The 18,768-nt window shown below is 57.7% G+C and carries 19 protein-coding genes; 4 read left to right on the top strand and 15 right to left on the bottom strand.

All coding sequences use genetic code 11. The annotated features are described in order from the left end of the window. Nucleotides 1-55: 55 nt before the first annotated feature. The 12 genes from HOJ95_17295 to HOJ95_17240 form a co-directional block, all read right to left on the bottom strand. Nucleotides 56-1,987, bottom strand: a complete 1,932-nt coding sequence (locus HOJ95_17295; GenBank protein MBT6396451.1) for a LamG domain-containing protein — start codon at nucleotides 1,985-1,987, stop codon at nucleotides 56-58. An 11-nt stretch (nucleotides 1,988-1,998) separates the two neighbouring features. Continuing rightward, nucleotides 1,999-2,535 carry a hypothetical protein gene (locus tag HOJ95_17290; GenBank protein MBT6396450.1) on the bottom strand — a complete coding sequence of 179 codons (537 nt, stop codon included), beginning with the start codon at nucleotides 2,533-2,535 and terminating at the stop codon, nucleotides 1,999-2,001. Nucleotides 2,536-2,788: 253 nt separating this feature from the next. Continuing rightward, the gene (locus tag HOJ95_17285) at nucleotides 2,789-4,474 is read right to left on the bottom strand and encodes a hypothetical protein (protein ID MBT6396449.1); all 1,686 of its coding nucleotides are present in this window, start codon (nucleotides 4,472-4,474) and stop codon (nucleotides 2,789-2,791) included. Nucleotides 4,475-4,618: 144 nt separating this feature from the next. Beyond that, nucleotides 4,619-5,527, bottom strand: a complete 909-nt coding sequence (locus HOJ95_17280) for a hypothetical protein (GenBank protein ID MBT6396448.1) — start codon at nucleotides 5,525-5,527, stop codon at nucleotides 4,619-4,621. Between the two features lie 362 nt (nucleotides 5,528-5,889). Further along, complete coding sequence (locus HOJ95_17275) at nucleotides 5,890-7,029, bottom strand: hypothetical protein (GenBank protein ID MBT6396447.1); 1,140 nt, start codon at nucleotides 7,027-7,029, stop codon at nucleotides 5,890-5,892. A gap of 34 nt (nucleotides 7,030-7,063) precedes the next feature. Continuing rightward, a complete protein-coding gene (locus HOJ95_17270; protein MBT6396446.1) occupies nucleotides 7,064-7,582 on the bottom strand; it encodes a hypothetical protein in 519 nt (172 codons plus the stop codon). Beyond that, nucleotides 7,575-8,072: an HK97 gp10 family phage protein gene (locus HOJ95_17265; protein MBT6396445.1), complete on the bottom strand. Its 498-nt coding sequence runs from the start codon at nucleotides 8,070-8,072 to the stop codon at nucleotides 7,575-7,577. The genes HOJ95_17270 and HOJ95_17265 overlap by 8 nt, the downstream gene beginning before the upstream one ends. Continuing rightward, on the bottom strand, nucleotides 8,073-8,783 hold the full coding sequence (locus HOJ95_17260) for a hypothetical protein (GenBank protein ID MBT6396444.1): 711 nt from the start codon (nucleotides 8,781-8,783) through the stop codon (nucleotides 8,073-8,075). It abuts the gene before it with no gap. A 30-nt stretch (nucleotides 8,784-8,813) separates the two neighbouring features. Further along, nucleotides 8,814-9,155 carry a hypothetical protein gene (locus HOJ95_17255; GenBank protein ID MBT6396443.1) on the bottom strand — a complete coding sequence of 114 codons (342 nt, stop codon included), beginning with the start codon at nucleotides 9,153-9,155 and terminating at the stop codon, nucleotides 8,814-8,816. A gap of 43 nt (nucleotides 9,156-9,198) precedes the next feature. Further along, nucleotides 9,199-9,471: a hypothetical protein gene (locus HOJ95_17250; protein ID MBT6396442.1), complete on the bottom strand. Its 273-nt coding sequence runs from the start codon at nucleotides 9,469-9,471 to the stop codon at nucleotides 9,199-9,201. A gap of 56 nt (nucleotides 9,472-9,527) precedes the next feature. Further along, the gene (locus tag HOJ95_17245) at nucleotides 9,528-9,941 is read right to left on the bottom strand and encodes a hypothetical protein (protein MBT6396441.1); all 414 of its coding nucleotides are present in this window, start codon (nucleotides 9,939-9,941) and stop codon (nucleotides 9,528-9,530) included. A gap of 67 nt (nucleotides 9,942-10,008) precedes the next feature. After that, complete coding sequence (locus HOJ95_17240) at nucleotides 10,009-12,123, bottom strand: hypothetical protein (GenBank protein MBT6396440.1); 2,115 nt, start codon at nucleotides 12,121-12,123, stop codon at nucleotides 10,009-10,011. A gap of 254 nt (nucleotides 12,124-12,377) precedes the next feature. Here HOJ95_17240 and HOJ95_17235 point away from each other — a divergent pair, with 254 nt between their 5' ends. Together HOJ95_17235 and HOJ95_17230 are read left to right on the top strand one after the other, a co-directional pair. Further along, complete coding sequence (locus HOJ95_17235) at nucleotides 12,378-13,613, top strand: hypothetical protein (protein MBT6396439.1); 1,236 nt, start codon at nucleotides 12,378-12,380, stop codon at nucleotides 13,611-13,613. Nucleotides 13,614-14,631: 1,018 nt separating this feature from the next. After that, nucleotides 14,632-15,075: an LLM class flavin-dependent oxidoreductase gene (locus HOJ95_17230; GenBank protein ID MBT6396438.1), complete on the top strand. Its 444-nt coding sequence runs from the start codon at nucleotides 14,632-14,634 to the stop codon at nucleotides 15,073-15,075. A gap of 128 nt (nucleotides 15,076-15,203) precedes the next feature. Here the strand turns inward: HOJ95_17230 and HOJ95_17225 are convergent, their stop codons facing one another. Then, nucleotides 15,204-15,398 carry a hypothetical protein gene (locus HOJ95_17225; protein MBT6396437.1) on the bottom strand — a complete coding sequence of 65 codons (195 nt, stop codon included), beginning with the start codon at nucleotides 15,396-15,398 and terminating at the stop codon, nucleotides 15,204-15,206. A 107-nt stretch (nucleotides 15,399-15,505) separates the two neighbouring features. Between HOJ95_17225 and HOJ95_17220 the strand changes: the two genes are divergently transcribed. Both HOJ95_17220 and HOJ95_17215 read left to right on the top strand, forming a co-directional pair. After that, nucleotides 15,506-16,378, top strand: coding sequence for an SUMF1/EgtB/PvdO family nonheme iron enzyme (locus tag HOJ95_17220; GenBank protein ID MBT6396436.1), 873 nt, complete (start codon nucleotides 15,506-15,508; stop codon nucleotides 16,376-16,378). Nucleotides 16,379-16,476: 98 nt separating this feature from the next. Then, nucleotides 16,477-16,770: a hypothetical protein gene (locus HOJ95_17215; GenBank protein MBT6396435.1), complete on the top strand. Its 294-nt coding sequence runs from the start codon at nucleotides 16,477-16,479 to the stop codon at nucleotides 16,768-16,770. Nucleotides 16,771-16,818: 48 nt separating this feature from the next. Here the strand turns inward: HOJ95_17215 and HOJ95_17210 are convergent, their stop codons facing one another. Then, nucleotides 16,819-18,201, bottom strand: a complete 1,383-nt coding sequence (locus HOJ95_17210) for a hypothetical protein (GenBank protein ID MBT6396434.1) — start codon at nucleotides 18,199-18,201, stop codon at nucleotides 16,819-16,821. Then, nucleotides 18,198-18,768, bottom strand: a 571-nt coding sequence (locus HOJ95_17205; protein ID MBT6396433.1) for a hypothetical protein, incomplete at its 5' end; no start/stop codon positions are given. The genes HOJ95_17205 and HOJ95_17210, both read right to left, overlap by 4 nt.

The following is an 18,768-nucleotide window of genomic DNA, read 5'->3' as shown; positions in this document are numbered from 1 at the left end:
GAGAGGCCATCGCCTCCAAATATCTCACCCTCTAGAATATTCTGGGATGAGCGTTTTATGCGTAAACACTAGTATCTCGCGCGCCTCCCGCGAGCTTTGAGCCATCGGCATAATTAGAATCCTTGGGCCCTTGGGCGGCGCTGGCCGCCCCCACAAAGGCCGCGTTTCCCGAGAGCGTTCCGTGATTGAGATTTACCGAGGCGTCCCGCGCCAGCGAGCTCGCCCCCTCGTTCAGCGGCCAGTAGCCAGCGAGATCCGTTTCGTCGTTAAAAATGCCGTTGTAATGCTCGGCCACCTCGGCAGCCGAGAGGATGCGGCCCTTGTAAATTCGCACCTCGTCGATGAAACCGTCGAAGGAGAGAGCGTCATCCGTTCTGTCGCCGATGAGTAGGTCATTTCCAGCATCCGTGAGCCTGGTTCCTGAGGCAGCCTGTGATGATGCGAGGGTGGCCGCAGTGCCTGCGATGTAAATTATCGGCGTTTCGCCGGACGACGCCGTGAATGTGAGGACAACGTGTTGCAAGGTGTTTGTAGCGACCTCCACCTCCGTGGCGGCTTGCGCGTCCGTTACATCAAAATCGATGTCAATATTTACAGCTACCATCCCGCCCGATTCGCTTTTCACCTGAAGGCGATACCCGTCGGTGCCAGGGAATCTTTTTGATACAAGGATGCCCCCGTTATTTTCTCCGTCTGTTCGAGCGTTAAACCAGCATTCGATGGTGCCACCGTCATCAAAAATATTTTGAATCGCCGCATCGTCCGACACGGTTACCGCCCCGCTGGCACCGTCGAACTCGATCGCGCCCACAGCTTTTCGCCCCAGACCGGCACAGGTGCCGTCCGCCAGACAAGCCGTAGTCAGGAAATACCCCGTGTCTCGTAAGCTTAGTTCAAGCGTCTGCTCCTTGAGATCAGGCGCTGAAGAAATTACTTGCCCAATCTGATTATGAAGCGGCATCATTTCTGCAGATCGAAGCCAAGGAACAGAGAAAACAATATAGTCATCGGGCTCGACCTCAAGCGCCCTAAAAGTCTCGTCCTGAATCCGAAATACCCTTGCTGGCTCCTCAAAACGCTCAACTATTCGCGCCTGAACGGTCCGCGCCACCGCCTCGCTCCTCATCCACGTCAACTCCAACCGGCCACTTGACGGCGTCCGAACTCCATAGAGCACCTGGGAGGCAGCGCTTCGCTCGGCAATTCCGTCTTCATGCAGCAGGAACTTCCCCTCGACATCATCCCAAGCGTAAAGAGCTGGCACCTGGTTAATTACCCCGTCACGGCTAACCTCGAGTTCCACTTCAGCTGCCTCAAGCTCGGGCATTACCTTCACCGGATGTATCGACCCCGTCTCGGTGCCCTGAAAAATAATCTTCAGCCGCCCAAAAGCATCCACTTCGAATCTCCCAAGAAAATTTCCGAGCAGATCGGTGAGAGCGTCCGCTGGCGCATGATCGTCAGAGATGACAGATGCCGCCGCGTATCCCTGCGACTGAGCAGAGGCGGCGGCCCGGCTTAGTGTCTGACGGTCGATATCCTGCTCGAAAAATCCCCAGAAGTTGAGAGCCAGATCCTCAGCAATCAGGGCCGGGTTTTCGAGAAGAATGCTTGATGAATCTTTTTTCCCCTTGCACACCGCCGTTACACTGCCACTTGGTGCAACACTGAAGACCGCCGTTGCGATCTCGCCGTTGCCCTCGTAATCATTCGCCAGATTCAGTGTGTATTCGCCGGGATTAATCAGCCCGTCGTCGTCGAAAAGTGACACGCTGCCATCGATGGCGTGGCCCGCGATGCAATAGGTACCGCTCCCCCCCGTGTTGATCTTGGGAAGCGAGTAGACTCCCGCCTCGGTACGCGCCGGCACCGTCAGATCGCCATAAATGATCGGCAGTGCATCCCCCCCGCTCTCGGGCGCTGAATACTGTGATGCCCGGGCGATCAGATAATTATCGGCCATGCGGTCCTTCGTTAGATCAGCCACTTATCCACTCCTTAAACGCCTTCACACTCGAGCACCGCCACATCCCGACGCTCGACCACCCGGCGAACAGTAAACGAGGCCAACGAAATCACATCGTCGATATCCCCGCCTCGAAAGCCAACCCGGACATCCAGCTGCCCGCCCACCATTGGTTCATTCGCCAGAATTCGCGACATCCGCGGGTGCCCCTGTGTGTCAGGCTCATTCGATAGCGTAAGCGAGAGCCCCGAAATTTCTTTTTCCAGATAAACGTCCATCGGCGAGCGCCCCGCCGACTTTCCCGCCGAGAACCCGCCGCCGTCCACAACCCAATCGTGCACTCCGAGCATCACCTCGGCCCCCTCTCCCGCCAGCGCCGAACCGTCTGCCACCCAGGTGCCGTCCGCAAAGCGCACCCGGCCCGAAGTGCCGAGCAGGGCATCTGGCGGAATTTGACGGCAAAACACCCGGAGCCCGCTCGCCGTCGTCAGGTGATAGAGCACCAGCGCCCGCTCCCCGTCCCCGTGCCGGGCCAGGCACGCCTCGGCCACTTGTGTTGCCCATCGCATTTCTCACCTCCTTTTAAAATTTCCCCTCCGGGCCCCTATGCCCGGAGAGAGGCCAACATAGCCTGCCCGTCCCGAAACCCACCTACAGGAAATGCGTGGTAACTTTCAGTTCAGATATGGACTCTTACGCTTTGGTTTTGTTGCGATTACGAAACCCGCTTCTATCCGGCTTCCACTCGGACATTATCCGCCAATAGATTTTCTTGGTGATTACGGCTGATTGTTGCTGAAATGCTTAGGAGAAAGGTTTTGCCTACGAAGAGCCCCGGCCGTATCGCCTTCGGCTTCTCTGTTTGTCTTCGATTTTATCGGTCAGCTTGGTCACGGTCCTGTCGTCTAAAACAAACATTCCGCGCATGTCGAAATGATTGTGGATGATCTGCCCGCCGCCACTTTTCCCCATCGCGCGCTCAACAGCGGGCCCCACGCTCCGCTCGACAGCCTCGTTGAGGGCGCGTTGGCTGGTGGGGTGGTTAAGGTTCAAGGTGTGCTCGCCCTTGTGGACCCGGCGCACGGTGTCGTCGGTGTAGAAGCGCCCCTCCTCATCCCCATCGTCCAGATCGTAGGCCGACTGGCGGGTGGCGGTGAGGCCGTAATCATCGTTGAGATCGCGGAGAAGATTTTCACTCGTCCCGGCGGGAAACGGATTGAGTCGAAAAAATGCATCCAGGCTCGCCTCCGTATGGCTGGGATGTCCCAGGGTCGGCGCATCGAGGATGGGATAACGTCCCGCCCCGAGGGCCCGGGCAATCGCCTGATTTGTGCCCTCAAGGATGCGCTTGGAGGCCGCGATATTCGCCAGCCCCCGCGTGTGGGGATCGACATTTTTTTTCCCGAAGGCATTAAGGCCAAGAAATTTATCGAGCACCACCTCGTTTAATTTATCGCGGTTCTCGTTGATCTGGAGCGCCTCTCTGTTCTGAAACGCAGCAACGGCCAGCGCGCCAAAGGGCCCGCCCGCCGCGAAATTCGTCACCCCTGATTTAAAGCCGGCCCGGAAGGCCTCGGAACCACTGCCCCCCTGGGCAAGGGTGTAGAGGGCGGCCAGCGCCGCCACCGTTCCCGAGGTGCCCGCGAGTTTTGAGCCCACAAGGTCAGCCGTGTAATTTTGCCCGGCGAGCGCCGCGCCCTCCTCTCCGGCCCCGCGAATCGCCGTCGCCTGGGCGGCCTCGCCCCCCGACGTCACCAATGAGCGCCCGGCAACTGATTCGAACACGGCCTTGATCTGATCGAGCGGAATCACCAGCTCAGGCCCCGCCTCGCCGATCATGGCAAGGGTGGGTTGTTTGACGAGCCCGCCCTTGGCGAGGCCGATGAGGCTGCCAAAACCCTCGCTGATAAAGCCGCCAAAAGAGCCGGCGATATCCTTGAACATGCCCTTTAGTTCCGAGAGCGCGCCGCCGAGCGCGGCCTTGCTGTGTGTTTTGATGGGGTCAAATACCGCGCTCTTGATGATGTCGCTCAGCTCATTTTTGGCGGTCTTGGCCAGTTCCTTGAAGGGGCTGGTGATGACGTCGGTGGAGATCCCGGCCGCCATGGATTTCACTGAATCCTTGAAGGAGGTTTCGAGCCCCTCGGCGAAGGTCTTGAAATTCCGGTTCGCATTCTTGAGCTTGTCCTGGCCCAGCGACGCAAAGAGTTTCTCAAAAGCGGCCCCGGCCCCTTTTCCCATCTGCTCCATGGAGTCCTTGGCCGCCTTTTGCGCAAACTCGAATTCGGCGGTTTTTTTGATCAGCTCATCAAGGGCTTTTTCGTATTTCTTGCGAAACTCTGGCAGCGCCTTGCTGAGTTTTTCGTAAATATCTGCACGAATCTTGGTGGTGAAATCTTTTTTTGGGGTTATTTTGGGTACTAGAGTTTCAACTTTCTTTTTAACTTTTTCAAAATCTTTTGTTTTTCCAGTAATTAAAACTTCTAAATTATTTTTTGGAACAGACATTTTCTACCCTTTCCAGTTTTCAAATCGTGCACTTTCATTCCCGCCGACGCCCCGTTGGCGGCGGCAGAACGCACACTAAACCGAAATGGAGAAATTCGACCTACAGGAAATTCGTAGTTAAAAAAAGTTCGCCAAAAGATATAACTATTTGATTATCGATGGGGTATTCCAGATAATCTTTCCTTTTTCATCAAAATGAACGACCCAGGGTGTTCCTCCTTTTGTAAGCCTTACGATGGAGCGAATCGTCCCATTTTCATCTTTTTGGTAAATCATGGGGTTGCTTTCTGAAATTCCAATATAAATACGTCCTCTCTCTTTTCGGTCACTAAGAGATATCAAGGGATCTCCGTTATCCGAAAGCGTCAAAATAGTACGACTTTTTTCTACGCCATCTCTCAGAATAAATGCCGGAACACCTTCCGAAAATGTCAGCATAGTTCGAGTTAGACCCTTATTATCATTGAACGAAAAAACAGGATCACTCTTGTCCACAAGCTGAAGGGAAACACGGTTAATGCCCGCATGGTCGGTGTATTTGATCGCGGGATTCCCGCCGAGGATGCCGAGTGTGCTCGATGTGCCCGCTTTGGGGTCGCTGAAGATGAGCACTTCGCCTTTGGGCCCCTGGGTGGCGAGGGTGATGCGGTTGCGGCCTTGGGGGTCAGAAAGATTCACCACCGGATAATCGCCCAGTTTTTCATCCTTGAGCACGCCGAGTGTAAGGCGGGTCTTGCCGCTGGAGTCGGTAAGCAAAATCCCGGGGCCCGCCTCACCGTAGCGAAGCCCAAGATTGCCCCGCTCTTTGCCCATCAGAACGAACGAGGGGCCGCCAGCGTCCGCCCCCCAGATACCCACCGTTCTACCTTGAGAATTTTTCAATACGAATTTTCGCGCCTCGATTACATCGGCCACCGGCCTCGTGGCCGCAAAGGCGGCGGCGCAGACAACTATGACCATGGCGATGAGGCCGAGGCGCTTATGGAGGCGGAGTCTTGTTTCCTGGCGCTGAATCTTATCTTCGAGGGTTTTAAATCTGGCATCAAAATCCATCGTTATCTCTCCTGAGCAAAAGGCCGGGTATGGTTAAATTAGTTTACGCAGTTCAGACGTTGCGCTCAAGGGGAGAGCTGGGGGGGGTGAAGAGATAAATTATGTGCGGGTTTTCGAGGAGGGCGTTAGCGATGCAGGGTGTTCGCGCAGGAACAGGAAACTACGCAGCGAGGGGGCGGAGATAGTGCAGAGTACATACCAAGCCCCCCGTCGGAAGGAGAGGCAGGGAGGGGCCTCCCCTCCCGAAACTGGAGGGCTGTGTGGGCGGCGGATGCTACGCATTTAAGATGCCTACATCAAAAATACCCCGTACCGGGAAGAGCTACCGCCCCGCAAATGAAAAATAAACGGTTCATCGCCCCCTAGGTGAAGGCGATTTTGATTTCATCGTTGCCAGCGTTTCGGGCCATCGAAAAAGGCGCGTCATAGGTGAGCATGCCGTCCCGATCGCCCAGACCGACATCGGTGTACTGACACTTGGGCGCTGTGATGGTGCAGATGTTGCCTGCGCTCTGGCCAATCTGAATCGACAACGCGACCTGGGTTCCCGCCTCCCAATCGGCGAACACATCTTCAGTCGCTTTAAGCACAGCCTCGGGGTCAAAGCTTCCCGAGGGGGCGCGCCCGGTGAGGAGGCCGTTGATGTGGCCGCCCGAGGTGTTGGCGCTCTGGCGCAGGGTAACCTCGTTGTTCATGGCAAAACTCACACTCGTGGCGTCAAAATTAAAGCCTGCGAATGAAAAGCCAGCGACGAGCACAGGCTCGGGTATCTGACTGTCATAAGCGGTGCCCTCGACGATGGCGGCATCGCTCACCTCGAAATCGGCGGCCTGGAAATCCCAATCAACGGTGGGTACGCCATCGAGCGGTGCGTTGATGGAAAAGGTGCCCATGCAACCCAGGTACATGATGCGCAGGCCATCGATGTAGGCGGTGATGCAGGTGCGGACATACTCGGTTTTATCCGAGGTGGGATCGTAGGTAACCGATGTGCCACCGACGAGTGTCTCCTTCATCCCGCAGGCACGAAAAAGCACGCCATAGTCGGGGGCGGTGCCCGCCGTGCCCGAGCCCCTGAGCTCGGTGGTGAACGATAGTTGGGCCGAGCGCTTTCCGGAGACGAAGGGAAACGGCGAGAGGCTCGCGTCCTTAACGGCTCGCTGCAGCTGCTCGACGTTCAAATCGTGCGAGAGGTTGCCTCCTCGAAAAAGCTCGGCCGCCGGCGCTGGCCGGTCGATGAGATAGACGCTGCCCGAGTCCGGGTTGGTGTCCCAGGATGCGGAAACCGTCATCGTGTCGGAGACAGCGTCGAAATCGCTCACCGTACGGCGCTGACCAACGCCAGTGCCACGAATGGTGCGGATGATCGAGCCGTTCCAGTGGTCGTCAGCCTCGGTGAGGGCAGCGTCAACGAGGGTGGTCGAGGTGGCCGAATCGGCCGTTTCCTCTTGCTCCTCGGTGGCGCCCATACTTTGGCGGTCCATCAACAGGGTGTCGCCCATGATGTTTCTCCTTGTGGTTTAAAGGGCTGAAATGTTAAGCGCGCACAATGCGCTCGATGGCCTGGATGCGTATCTCGACCGTGTGGCAGAGAGTGCTTCCGAAGGCGCGAAAGTCGATTCGGTCCACCTGGGGCGGGGTGAGACGCTCAAGGGAGGTAATATTTCCTCCCAGCCGAAGCGCATCGCCTGCTCGAAAACGACCGCAGATGGTTTCGATGAGATCCTGAAATTCGATTTCGCTCGCGGTGTCGTCTTCAAGCGACATGACACCAAAAAGTAAGAAAGTGTGGGTGCGCCGATTGACGCCGGCGGGGGTGAAGGCGCCTGGGGAGCTTGAGGCAAAAGAGCCAAGTTCTTCCTTCACACTTTCCCGGGTGAGGACCCAGCCGCGTATCTGATCTTTCCCGTCCGGCGCGCGCCAGCGAAAAAGGTCGATGTAGCGACCGATGTCCGCCGCCCAGCGCTGATAGAGATGAAGCCTTCCGGCCTCACTTAGTGCAGCCACCTCAGCCCCGATGGCGTCGCCGATTTGTCGATAATTTGAATTAGCCACTTAGTCTCTCCGTAATGCGGGCGCCGAGAAGAACAACTCGCTCATCGATGGCGCCCTGGCTGTCGTTGAGGGCTTTCGTGAAAATCCCCTGCCCGCTCGTGCCCCGTCGAGCAATGGCGCGGGCGATAAGAAACGAAACGCTCAAGCTTCGCTCGCCGGGGACACCGAGTTTTTGCTCGACCCATTTGTGAAGGGGCGAGCCCTCGCTCCAGGGCGGCAGCTTGCCGGGCCGTCTGCCGAACTCGACGGCCTGCGCGTGGGGCGAGTCTGAAAACACCCGGCCTCTTAAGGTGTCGAGTGAGTTACCGCTCACCTCGGAGACAATCGATCCCCTAAGGACGCCCGTTGCGCCCACCGGGGCACGGCGGAGCCAGGCCCGCTCGACGATGCGCCCGATGTCCTCCAAAGCGCTCTCGGTTTCGGAGAAAACGATGTCCTCCCACGAGCCGTCAATGAGCGGGCCCTTTGCCTCGATTTCAACACTGATCATCTAGCGCTCCCCCGGTGCGCCGTGGGTGAGGTAGTCGCCCCGGCTCTGAGAGAGCGTTTCATCCCAGTCCATCGAAGCCCCTAAGGGCCCGGCGGTATCGCCTTCTTTAAGTCCAATGTGATTTTGATATTTGCGCTCAAGCTCGCGCCCGAGGCGGGTATATTCGGCAGCCTTGCTCGTGTAGTTCACCGAATCGGCGCCTAAGATTGGTTCATTCGTCTGGGCGTAGCGCCGAGCGAGGATATGACAGCCCTCGGCCGCACTTAGCCAGGCAAGACACTTGAGATCGTTATTGGGAACCGTCGCCGTGGTGTCATCAGCCGTGTGCGGCAATGTGTAGGTGAGGCGCACGGTTTCGCCCGAGGCGGGAGTGAGACGAAGGAGCCGCAGCATTTCCGCCGAGGTGCCGCGTGCATAAATTGTCCAGTCGCGCCGCTGGAGATAGACGGGCTCGCGCTCGCCCTGGGGATATTCCACCGAGGCGACAACAGAGAGAGCGCCATCCCAGGAGACGGGCAGCGCAAAATCGTATGCCGCGCCGTCACCCGCGTAGTCTTGATACGAGAGCTGGGAGCGATCTTTACTGTAGCGCGCCAGCGCCGCTTCGATGAGATCCGTATAGTCAGCCTCATCGAGCGAGAACTCACGCGGAAGTGCCCCCGCCTTTAAAAGCGTTTTGATGTCTTCGGTTACCGTTTGCCTGCTTGCCATATCGATTTACCTGTCGGTGTGGGGAATGAATCAGGTCTTGAGTGTGATCTTCGCCTCGAAGGTGAACGAGGGGCCTGAGCCTCCGATGTCCCACGAGAGGCGGAGCCACTTGCCCAGGTTGGTGAGATTAACGAGCGTCTTGCCCGTCCCTGTTATTTGGGAAGGCTCGGTGTGGATAAACGCCATCTCATCGTCCGCTGGCCCGCACTCGACGTCGAAGTCAAGCGTAGGCGAGGAACCCGAGGCCGCCGTCGTGTCGATAAAAAGCAACGCCTCCGAGAAACGCTCGATGTCGAAAGCCGCGCTCTCCCCCGCCGCCGTCCGGGCGGAGGAGGAAGCCAGCGCAATTATTTTTGTTCGCCTGTCAGCCATCTTGGTTCACTTCTCCTCTCGCCTTCCCCTCACGGGGGCGGCGTTAGATGTCGAGATAAAACTTGGCTCCGGTGCCGGAGAGGACGACGTAGATCCCGGTTCCGAAATGGACTCCGCCCTCGGTGATGCCGAGCGGGGAAGAAGTCCCGGTCAGCGCGGAAACTGTTCGAATGACAGTTCCCGAGGCGGCAGTGTTGTCGTAGACAATCGCAGTCGCATCAGCAGCAGCGGCTGACAAAAGACCACCTCGGAGAATGCCGTTTCCGGTTTTTACGGTCCCCGAAGCGGAGACTTCGTTCGATTCACTAAAATTCATGCTCACCTCGGAGGGGCCGGGCCGTGGAAGCCCCGGCCCCTTGGTTAAATTAATGGCTAGTTGGCGGACCACTCCACGATGGCGATGCCTGCTGGAACAGCTATGCTGGTGCCTATCTCCTCGAACTGGAGTCCGATAAGATTGTTCTGTGAAACCGACAGCACGGTGGAGGGCGCATAAAGCTCCTTGCGCTCGCCCTTCGTCAGATCATTTCCGCTCGTGAGATCGTAGCTACCCAGCTCGGTCGTGCCTGTACCGGCGGTACCTATGTCAATCACATTCAAATGGGTGGTGTTCGTATCGACACCCGTCACCGCCGCGCTCGGCCTGAAAATCACTTTTTCGATCTTCGCGGCTACGGGCGCCTCAAAGACAGGAAATAATTCGGTGGCCGCAGCCGACGCATGAGCTGGGACGGCGACAAAAGATCGCCGCGTGCCTGGTGTGTCGTATGCCTGAAGTTCACTCATTGATTCATCCTTTTTTCGTGAGCCGAGGTGGCGCGATCACCGCCCCGGCGGGTTGTCGGAGTCCGCGCTAGGCGGGCGCGCCGCGATAGAAGCCCCGAAAATCGAGGACGGCACCGCCATAGACGTGGCGGATTTTGTAGCGGACCTTGTCGGCGTTGAACGGAGAACCCGAGGCCGGATTATCTTCGATGAAGAGTTCAGGATCCTGCTGATCGTTCAGGAATCCAATCTCGATGGTGTCCATCAGGGCCGGGTCGGCCACGAGAAACCAGTCGTTCGCGTCGGTGAACTCGGGCACCCAGAGAGGCTCAACGCCAAGTCGGTTGATCACGCTAGGCTGGGTCGAGTCCTCGTTCGTGACGATCTTCACCGAGGACTGGGTGACGTCGAAGGCCTCTTCAAGAAGCTCGGTCGGGTGCAGCAGGTATTTCGGTTGTGCCTGCGATGCCACCTCGACCCCCGATTCGTTGTAAAAGGTTTGCTGTCCCATCGACTTGATTCCGGAGATGACGTTCGCATAGGTCAATGCGTCCGTTGAGGTGTTGTTCCCGTGGGTTGAATGGAAAAGCGCCACCGAGTCGTATATTGCGGCGTTCCCTGAGATAAAATCGAACACGAAATTATTGAGGGTGCGCTGAGCCGCCCGCGCGAGGCGTTGGGGAATCATCCTGATCGAGCCCATGTCATCGTTTTGAATCATCTCCCAGGTGAGATCCTCGATGCCGCCTCGCTTTGCGACGGCGTACGTCGCTTCCTCATCCGTCGGCGAGGTAAGGGAGGGATAGGTTGCCTGCTCGGAGACGGTGGAGAGATCGCCGTAACCACCGACGCGCACCCGGCGGTTGGTGCGAAAATCCTTCACCGGCACGACAGAGGAGACGATCTTCTTCCAGGCCTGGAAACGGTCGTCCCTAAAATCACGAAGCAGCGCCCGGCGAATCGAGTCGCCGAAGGCCTGACCCCATGTGCTCGTGTCGAGGGCGGCCGAGAGGCGCCGGATGCCGTTCCAGTCCTCCGACGCGCTGTGGTAGTGAAAAGTTTCGGCAAAAAATCGCTGCGGCGTAAGGCGATGCCCGGTGAAATCCTGAAAACCCTCGCTCAGGAACCGATATGGACGGTGGCCCTCCACCACACGGGGCGAGCGCTCAAAAAGACCATCGAGGGCCGCCTGTTTCCGATCGGCTTCATCCCTGACAACCTCGATGCTCGCGCCAAATCCGCGCAGGGCGCCGCTTGCCGTGAGCTTTTCGAGAGTAGACGACTCAAGGCGAATCGCCTCGTCAATGTCGCTCTCGGAAAAGGCTCGTCCGGCAAATTGGGCGCTAAGTTTCTCTTTTACGGCCTCAGGCAACGCGGTAGCGGCAAGACGGCTGGTGAGGCGATCATTGACGCCAGCTAGCTCCCACCCGAGACCTGCCTCTTCACATGCCGCTAAAAGCTGCTGCGGCGTCCACCGGGTGCCTAGTTTTTCGGCGGCAGCCGGCGCTGATGCTTTCAACTTCTCCAACATTGCTTCAAACATTTTCACCTCCATCACGGGATTGGAAACGCCTGCGGGGACATTCCCCTCGGCGCCCGGGTCGGCTGCGGCGAGCCCCAAAAGCACACCTCCCAGCCTTCCCTTGTGAACAACATCGACCGAATTGACAGCCACGATTTTCAAAAAATGAAGCACCAGCGATCCGGCCTCACCTCGGAACTCGGTTTCGGCCAGAACATCAAACGAGAAACCAAAAGGCTCATCGATTCCGCGAGCGAGCGCGTCATGCGCCATCCGATAAAACCACTCGGCGGATTTAGACACGGTGAAGGTGCTGACAAGACCCTCGCTACTCATTCGAACTTCCCGATGCCATCCAACGAGATTCTGGATGTCGGGCCCCGCTGGGGGCGCATGGTTGGCAAACGCCTGAGCCTCCTCGAACAGGGAGGCAGCCTCGGCCAGCACTTCGCGCGGGAGAAACCAGCCGCCATCCCGCGAAGGGCCTGGGCGGGCGATCACCACCTCGAAGTCCCATCCCTCCTCATCCCCGCCATTTGGGCTGCCTGCCGCCTTGCGAAGCAGCGCCCCCTGGAGGCGGAGTTGGGTGGGACTCTCCACCATGGCCACACCACCCGAGATCGCATCGAGCGAAGCAGACCCATTCCAGCCCGACCGCCAACGCATCAACATTTCTTTCACGCCACTCTCCTTTCGCGCCTCGCTCGATTCGAAGTTTTTCATCGCGCGCGGCGGGCGCCATCCGCGCGACGAGAAGGAGAATAGATCGAGTGGCGCGAAATCCACCTTCAGGAAATGCGTAGTTGTTTTTGGCTGCCAAAACAGACATAACTATCTGATAAAAAAGAGATATTCTCTCTTGTCAGGTGCACCAGTATTGCGAGAAGATATATTGAGGGTGGGAAAATTAATATTTTTTTGAGAGGAGAAACGCCGTGGGCGGCATTTTTTCCAGGCTTTTGGAAATCCCATGGAACCATCTAATTGACATCTTCGTCATGTGGTTCATCGGCTACCAAATCTATATGCGCTTTCGCGGAACGCAGGCGATGCGCCGTATGATTCGTGTGTTTTTCGTCTGGCTCGCCTACCTAACGGCGCAGGCGGCGGGCCTCACCCTCACTTCGTTTTTATTGTGGGCTCTTTGGATCGCGGGGCTGATTTTTTTCCTCATCACTTTTCAGGGTGAGATTCAGCGAATCTTGATCCGCATCAATCCCATGCGCCCGCTGGGGGCGATTCTTCGCATGGCTCGTAGCGTGCGACTTCCCGACGAAACGCTGACCGACATATCGGAGGCCGCCTTCCGCCTCGCCTCGAAGAACACTGGCGCGATTGTCATCTGGGAGCGGCGAGATCCCATCGAGTCGCTACTGAGAAGCCCCGGCGAGATCATTGACGCTGCGGTCAAGCCAGCGCTTGTCGAAACACTTTTTTTTCCCGGAGCGCCCTACCATGATGGGGCCCTCTACGTTCAGGAAGATAAAATCTACCGAGCCGGATGTGTGCTCCCGCTCTCGGAGGACAGCAGCCTCGCCGCGCATCTGGGCACCCGCCATCGCGCTGCGGTCGGGCTCACCGAGCGCTCGGACGCAATAACTCTTGTCGTCTCCGAGGAGCGTGGCGAAGTTTCTGCCGTCGAGCACGGAGAGATCACACCGCTCGACTCGCCCGAGATGCTGACCGCCTGGCTAACTGAGCGCCTTAAAGGGCGTGAGGATGAACAAAAAATTGGCGCGGGAAACTTACAGGAACTCATCCGCCACAACTGGCGTGTGAAGTTATCAGCACTGGCTCTCGTCATCGCGTTGTGGGCAGTGACCAGCGAGCAAAAGGAGAGCCCGCAAAACTTCTTCGCCACTCTCGGCCCCGGGGTGGAGCAATCCTTCCTCGTGCCCGTCGAGTACGACAACCTGCCCTCTGCCCTCTCGCTCACGAACGGGGGCGTTAAGCGAATCAATGTGCGCCTCAAGGGTGAGGCCGACCTGTTAAAATTTCTCGACTTGGGGCGTCTTCGCCTGCGGGTCAATCTGAGCGGAACAAGCGACGGAACCATCACGCACAAGGTTACAAACCGCGACATTGATCTTCCCTCGCGCATCCGACTCCTCGGTGCAGAACCATCAGAAATCCGTCTGACCCTTACTCGAAAATCAAACGCGGACAAATAAAACTCTTGAATGTATTTTGTTCCATTAAAAAAATCCCAGATCACACAAGGGGTTGTATACGCCCCCCCCACGCCGTTTTTTTGTTGATGAAACAGCGGCCGGAACACATATTGTTATTGGTTGACCGGGGTGAGTTTCCCCGGACGTCGGCCGGCGAATCCGGCCAGTTCCCGGCAGGAGCCGGGTGAGCGGAGCGAAGCGGATTTGCTCCAAGGGCGCACCATGAAATTACACGGAGGGTCTTTATGAGGACACAAAGAAACCCGGTGCTTCAGGTCCAGTTGCTTGGCTCTCCGATCGCCCGCGACAGCCGATCAGAGAGGATACTTTCCAGCTGACGCAACCCACACGGGCGGCAAATCGTCCGGCGCGGCCAACGGGGAAATTCTCCCCGGTCGCAAAGAGAAAAGAGCAAATCGAGCGGGGTGCGATGCCCCGCTCTTTTTATGCCAAGATTTTCACATAACATTCAAATACTTATATATATTTTTCTCGTTTTTTCGCCTGAAAAAACTCTTGCACAATCACGTCCCTCGGCCAATATTGTTCGTGTAGCAAGCAGGACTTTTTTCCCACTCTATTCGGAAGGAGCCAATGAGCGAACCCGACCAGAGAAGCTCTCCGGTGAGGTTTCGTGCCACCCTCCTCTGAGAGCCACAACCGGAAAAACGGCGCGGCATTTCAAGGATAACGAAAGTTATCCGCCCGTAATCTGGAAGGAGCCGATGCATAACGGCAAGATAGTGAAGTTCTTCGGCGCGGCCAGCACCGGACTACCGGGGAACAATCACCAAATATCCGGCGCACATGAAAACTAGATAAAACGAGTGGCTATCTACTCGACGCGGTCTCTCCCTAAATAGCTCCCTCATAAAGGAGCTTGGGCGGCCGAAAGAAAACGAGAGCATAGAGGCGGGGTGTGATGCCCCGCCTTTTTTTGTATTTTGTTAAAAAAGTATATGCAGGCTACGATTCTAGATACACGTTCCTTCACCCGTTTTTCACAGGGGAGCCATGCATGAAGCAAGGACTTGTCCTCACCCCGCCAGAGCCCGCCACACTCGCCGAATGGGCGCGTCTTACCGAGGCCGCAGGCTTCGATGCCATCTGGCAGACCGACTCGCAGTCCCTCTACCGGGAGGTGTTCGCCTCGCTGGGCATCTGTCTCGCGTGGACCGAAAATATCACTTGCGGCCCTTGCGTCATCAACCCCCTCACCCGCCACCCGGCGGTGGCCGCGAGCGCCGTCGCCACCATCTCAGAGATGCACGAGGGGCGCGTTGTCCTCGGCCTCGGCAGCGGAGACAGCGAGATCCTCAACCTGGGGCTGAAGCCGGCAAAGGTGGACGAGGTGCGAGAGTATTTGATCGCCCTGCGCGGCCTCCTTAAAAACGGCGAGGCCGAATTCCAAGGACGCACCGGAGCAAATTCAACCCGATTTCCCGCCGGGTCGCAGACATAGAATCGCTCCCACTCCTCAATTGGCTGCGAATCGAGAATAATCTCAATCCCCACCCCACAAAGCGCCGCCTCGGCCCGAGCCAGGTCATCCACCTCGAAGCAAACATGCCGCTTGCTCCCCTCGTTATTTTATGAATCCTCGACAGAAAAGTGAAACTCGTTATCTGCCCACTTGAAATACATCCCTCCGTTTTTAAGAAGGGGCGCAGGCTTGGGGACTTCCTCTAAGCCGAGCACTTCGCCGTAAAAACGGCGACAAGCCGCCTCCTCAGGTGGGCGCACAGTGATTTGCACATGATGAATGCCCCGTAGCCAGTCCACCATTCGCATTCTTCTCCTTAATAGTCGTGAAAAAATCACCCCTATTTACGCTTATCTTTTTTCGCGCAACCGCCCTAGAATGATTGGTAACGTCGCTTTTTGAGGATTAAATGCTCATCCGTCTCATACTTGCTTTTATGATCGCCCTTCTTCCCCAAGGTGCAGCCCCCGTCTGGGGAGCCTTGGAAAAGGCGCCGATGGTCCTCGTTCCCGCAGGGCCATTTCGTATGGGCACCTCGGTGACGGACATCGCACAAATGCTCCGCATATGCCCGCGCTGCGGGAGCCAAGATTTCAAAGACGAAACCCCGGCGCGGCGCGTTTATCTCGACGCATTTAAAATCGACAAATATCCCGTCACGGTACATTTTTTCAAGGTATACATTTATGAGACGAAGCGCCGCACACGAGCGGAGAAAGACGGCTGGGGCTGGGTGCTTGATAAAGGGAAATGGCGCAAAACGGATGATGCAAATTGGCGGCACCCAAACGGCCAAAGCACGGCATCCTCCGGTCATCCCGTCACACAAGTTGCATGGGAGGACGCTGATGAGTACTGCCGCTGGGCCGGAAAGCGTCTACCCTCGGAGGCCGAATGGGAAAAGGCCGCGCGGGGCACCGACGGTCGCCTATTCCCTTGGGGCAATACATGGGTAGGCTCGCGGCTCATCCATAAAGGAAACAGCCGGGGGAGCACCCATCCGGTGCGCCGTTTCTATCTCACGCACGACAGCCCCTACCTCGCCTCCGACCTCTCGGGCCACGTATGGGAATGGGTCGCCGACTGGTACTTGAGTAAAGCTTATCGACAGGGCGCGGCCCGAAATCCACGAGGCCCCTATTCGGGCACCGAGCGCGTAAAAAGGGGCGGCGCCTATAACATCGCCAGCCACCTAGCATTTCGCACCACATTTCGCGACTTCCACAACCCCGCGATTCGAAACAATATTTCGGGGTTTAGATGCGCCGCGGATGCCAGATAGCACAAGCGCCCCAGAATAATTCACCCTACATTATCAATAGCGCCGCGAATGCGCGGGCATTTGATTTTATCGATCTTTTATGAAAAGGCGGATGCCGGATGAACATCAAGAAAATCGGACTCATTACTACACTCGTCCTGATCGTCGTGGTGGCGCTTATCGCGACTCGCGATCTTCGCCCCACGCCTCAGCGCTACCGACTTAACGTGTCATCGCCAGTCCCAAAAGCAGTCCCGGCAAAAACAGTCCCAGAAAAAGCAGCCAAGCAAATTCCAAAACCAGGGCTCGCCAAATCGCCTCAGCCCTGCAGCGTCCCCCGAAAAACACCCACGCTCACCAAGGAGGCCTGGAAACTCATGGACGATCTTCAAGACCCCTGCGCGGGGGGATGAGTTAGCCAAGCCTGAACCAGTTGAATTATTCACGCCCCGCTGAAAAAATCACCCCTCATCCCCTAACTGCCCGGCCATATGGGAAAACAGGGCGCTCGCGGACTCATCGGATGTCCAGCCGCGGGCGGCGGCCAGATCGAGGGCCTCGGTGACTTTTAAGAGCGAGGCGCTGATCTTCTCCGTGTCCCGGATAGATATCTCGGGGAGAACCGGGCGGGCACCGGCTCTGAGGGCGGCCTCGGGCAGTCGGCCAGCGCGGTGGGCCTCTTCTAGTTGTTTGTCGGCCAAGGCCTGCAGGATATGACGGATGGTGCGCTGGCGACGGGTCATTTTTTTAATGGTGGGCTGGTCCATCGACTCGGCCGAGGCGCGGTTAACATCATCACCCTGGGCGAACCAATGGGAGGGTATTCCCATCCCGCCGAGAACAAGGCCGCGCATCATCTTGGCAATACCCTGGCTGCCGCTTTCCCCGCTTTTCAAATCCGGGGTGACGGCGCGCCACTCTTCTTTTTCGTTGTGAACGCGCACGCTTGAGGGCCGGGGGGCGACCCCGTTTTCATCGAGCCATTTGGCGACCCCCTCCGGGCCTGCACCCTTCAGCGTTACATCGTAGATAAAACTGTTTTGCACGCGGGCGCGCTCGGCGGCATCGAAGATGAACCGCTCGTAGATGTCGATCCAGTCGATGGCGGCAAGGAGATCGCTCGTCCCCCGCGTGGCATCGCTCGCCTTATTAATCTGGAACAAGAACGCCTCGCCGTCCCGGAAGCGCTCGCGCTCCCTTTGACCCGCCGCGCCCAAATATTCCCTCGGATCGCCACCAAGAACTGTGCGCACACGGCGCTCTTTTCGTTTTCCGCCAAGGGTGCCCTCCTCCCCCCGGATGATGACGCCGATGGGCAGCGCGCAGTTATCAGGATCGGGCACAACCTCCTCGATAAGCCTGGGGCTCACGTAGCCCAGGCGCACCCGCCCCTCATACTCAGAGATGGCGGCGGGCAGTAGCAGTTCCCCAAATATTCCAAGCTCAGAAACCAGCCGCTCGAAGCGAAGGTCCATCTGATTAACCGGATCGCTCCAAAAGGCGCGGACAGTATCGAGCGCAGCCGCATCCTCGGAGTGCCAGGCGACGCCCTCGCCCACAACATGATCCGTAACAACCTCAATAAGCCGCTGCCCCATGAGGTTGGTGAGCCAAAGCTCATACGCCAGGCGCTGCATCCGGCTATGGGTGTAGCCGGGAATATCCCGGTCGCTCCCCGATAGGCTTCGCCAGAGGCGCTCATCAGGGTCTATCAGCGCACTCGACACTTCACGCCCGGCAGCACCCTGCCGGGCAGCAGAGGGCGAACCTGATTTTTTACGCCGTGCGCGTCTGGCTGCACTCTTTGAGCGTTTCGCTTCGTTCTTCACTTGGTCATCACTCATAATCTTCTTCCTCCTCGCCCGCCGCCGAAGCCGGGGGGGCGTAAATGGGGGCCGCCAGATTGCGGATATTGCGGGGAAAGCGTTCCGCCCGCAGGGGCGGCAAGCACACCCTCGGTCTCGGCCAACGCCTCGGCGAGCCGCGCGTAGGCGCAGGCAAATCCAAAGTGGTTCTCTCCCCGCTCGTAGACATCAACCTCCTCGCCGCCAGCCCGCAGGCGGCGCGTTTTTTTCAGATTCAACAACTGGGCCTCGACTGTGGTGAGCAACACCTCCTCGATCTCATCAACGGGGCTCGGCCAATGGACGGCCTCCGGGCCCTCGCGGAACTCTTCGACCAGCATGTTCAAAAGCTCCTCACGGTTGAGGCGCACCTGCCTGCGCTCAACACCCATGAAAGCCTCCTCCTTCACCACCATCGCACCCTCCGTATGCCGCCAGATAAAGCCTCCCTCCGGCAGGAGGTCATGCACCTCCCGCGCGATAGTGGTGTGCGGGCCCCCGTCGATAACGAGGGAGCAAACATTCATCGCCTCAAATATGAGAGAGCACCTCTCGACCAGCCGATCG

This window comes from Nitrospinaceae bacterium, from assembly GCA_018669005.1.
GTDB lineage: Bacteria > UBA8248 > UBA8248 > UBA8248 > UBA8248 > UBA8248.
Note: the sequence above shows the minus strand (reverse complement) of the source record. Positions and strands in the feature narration are given on the sequence as shown.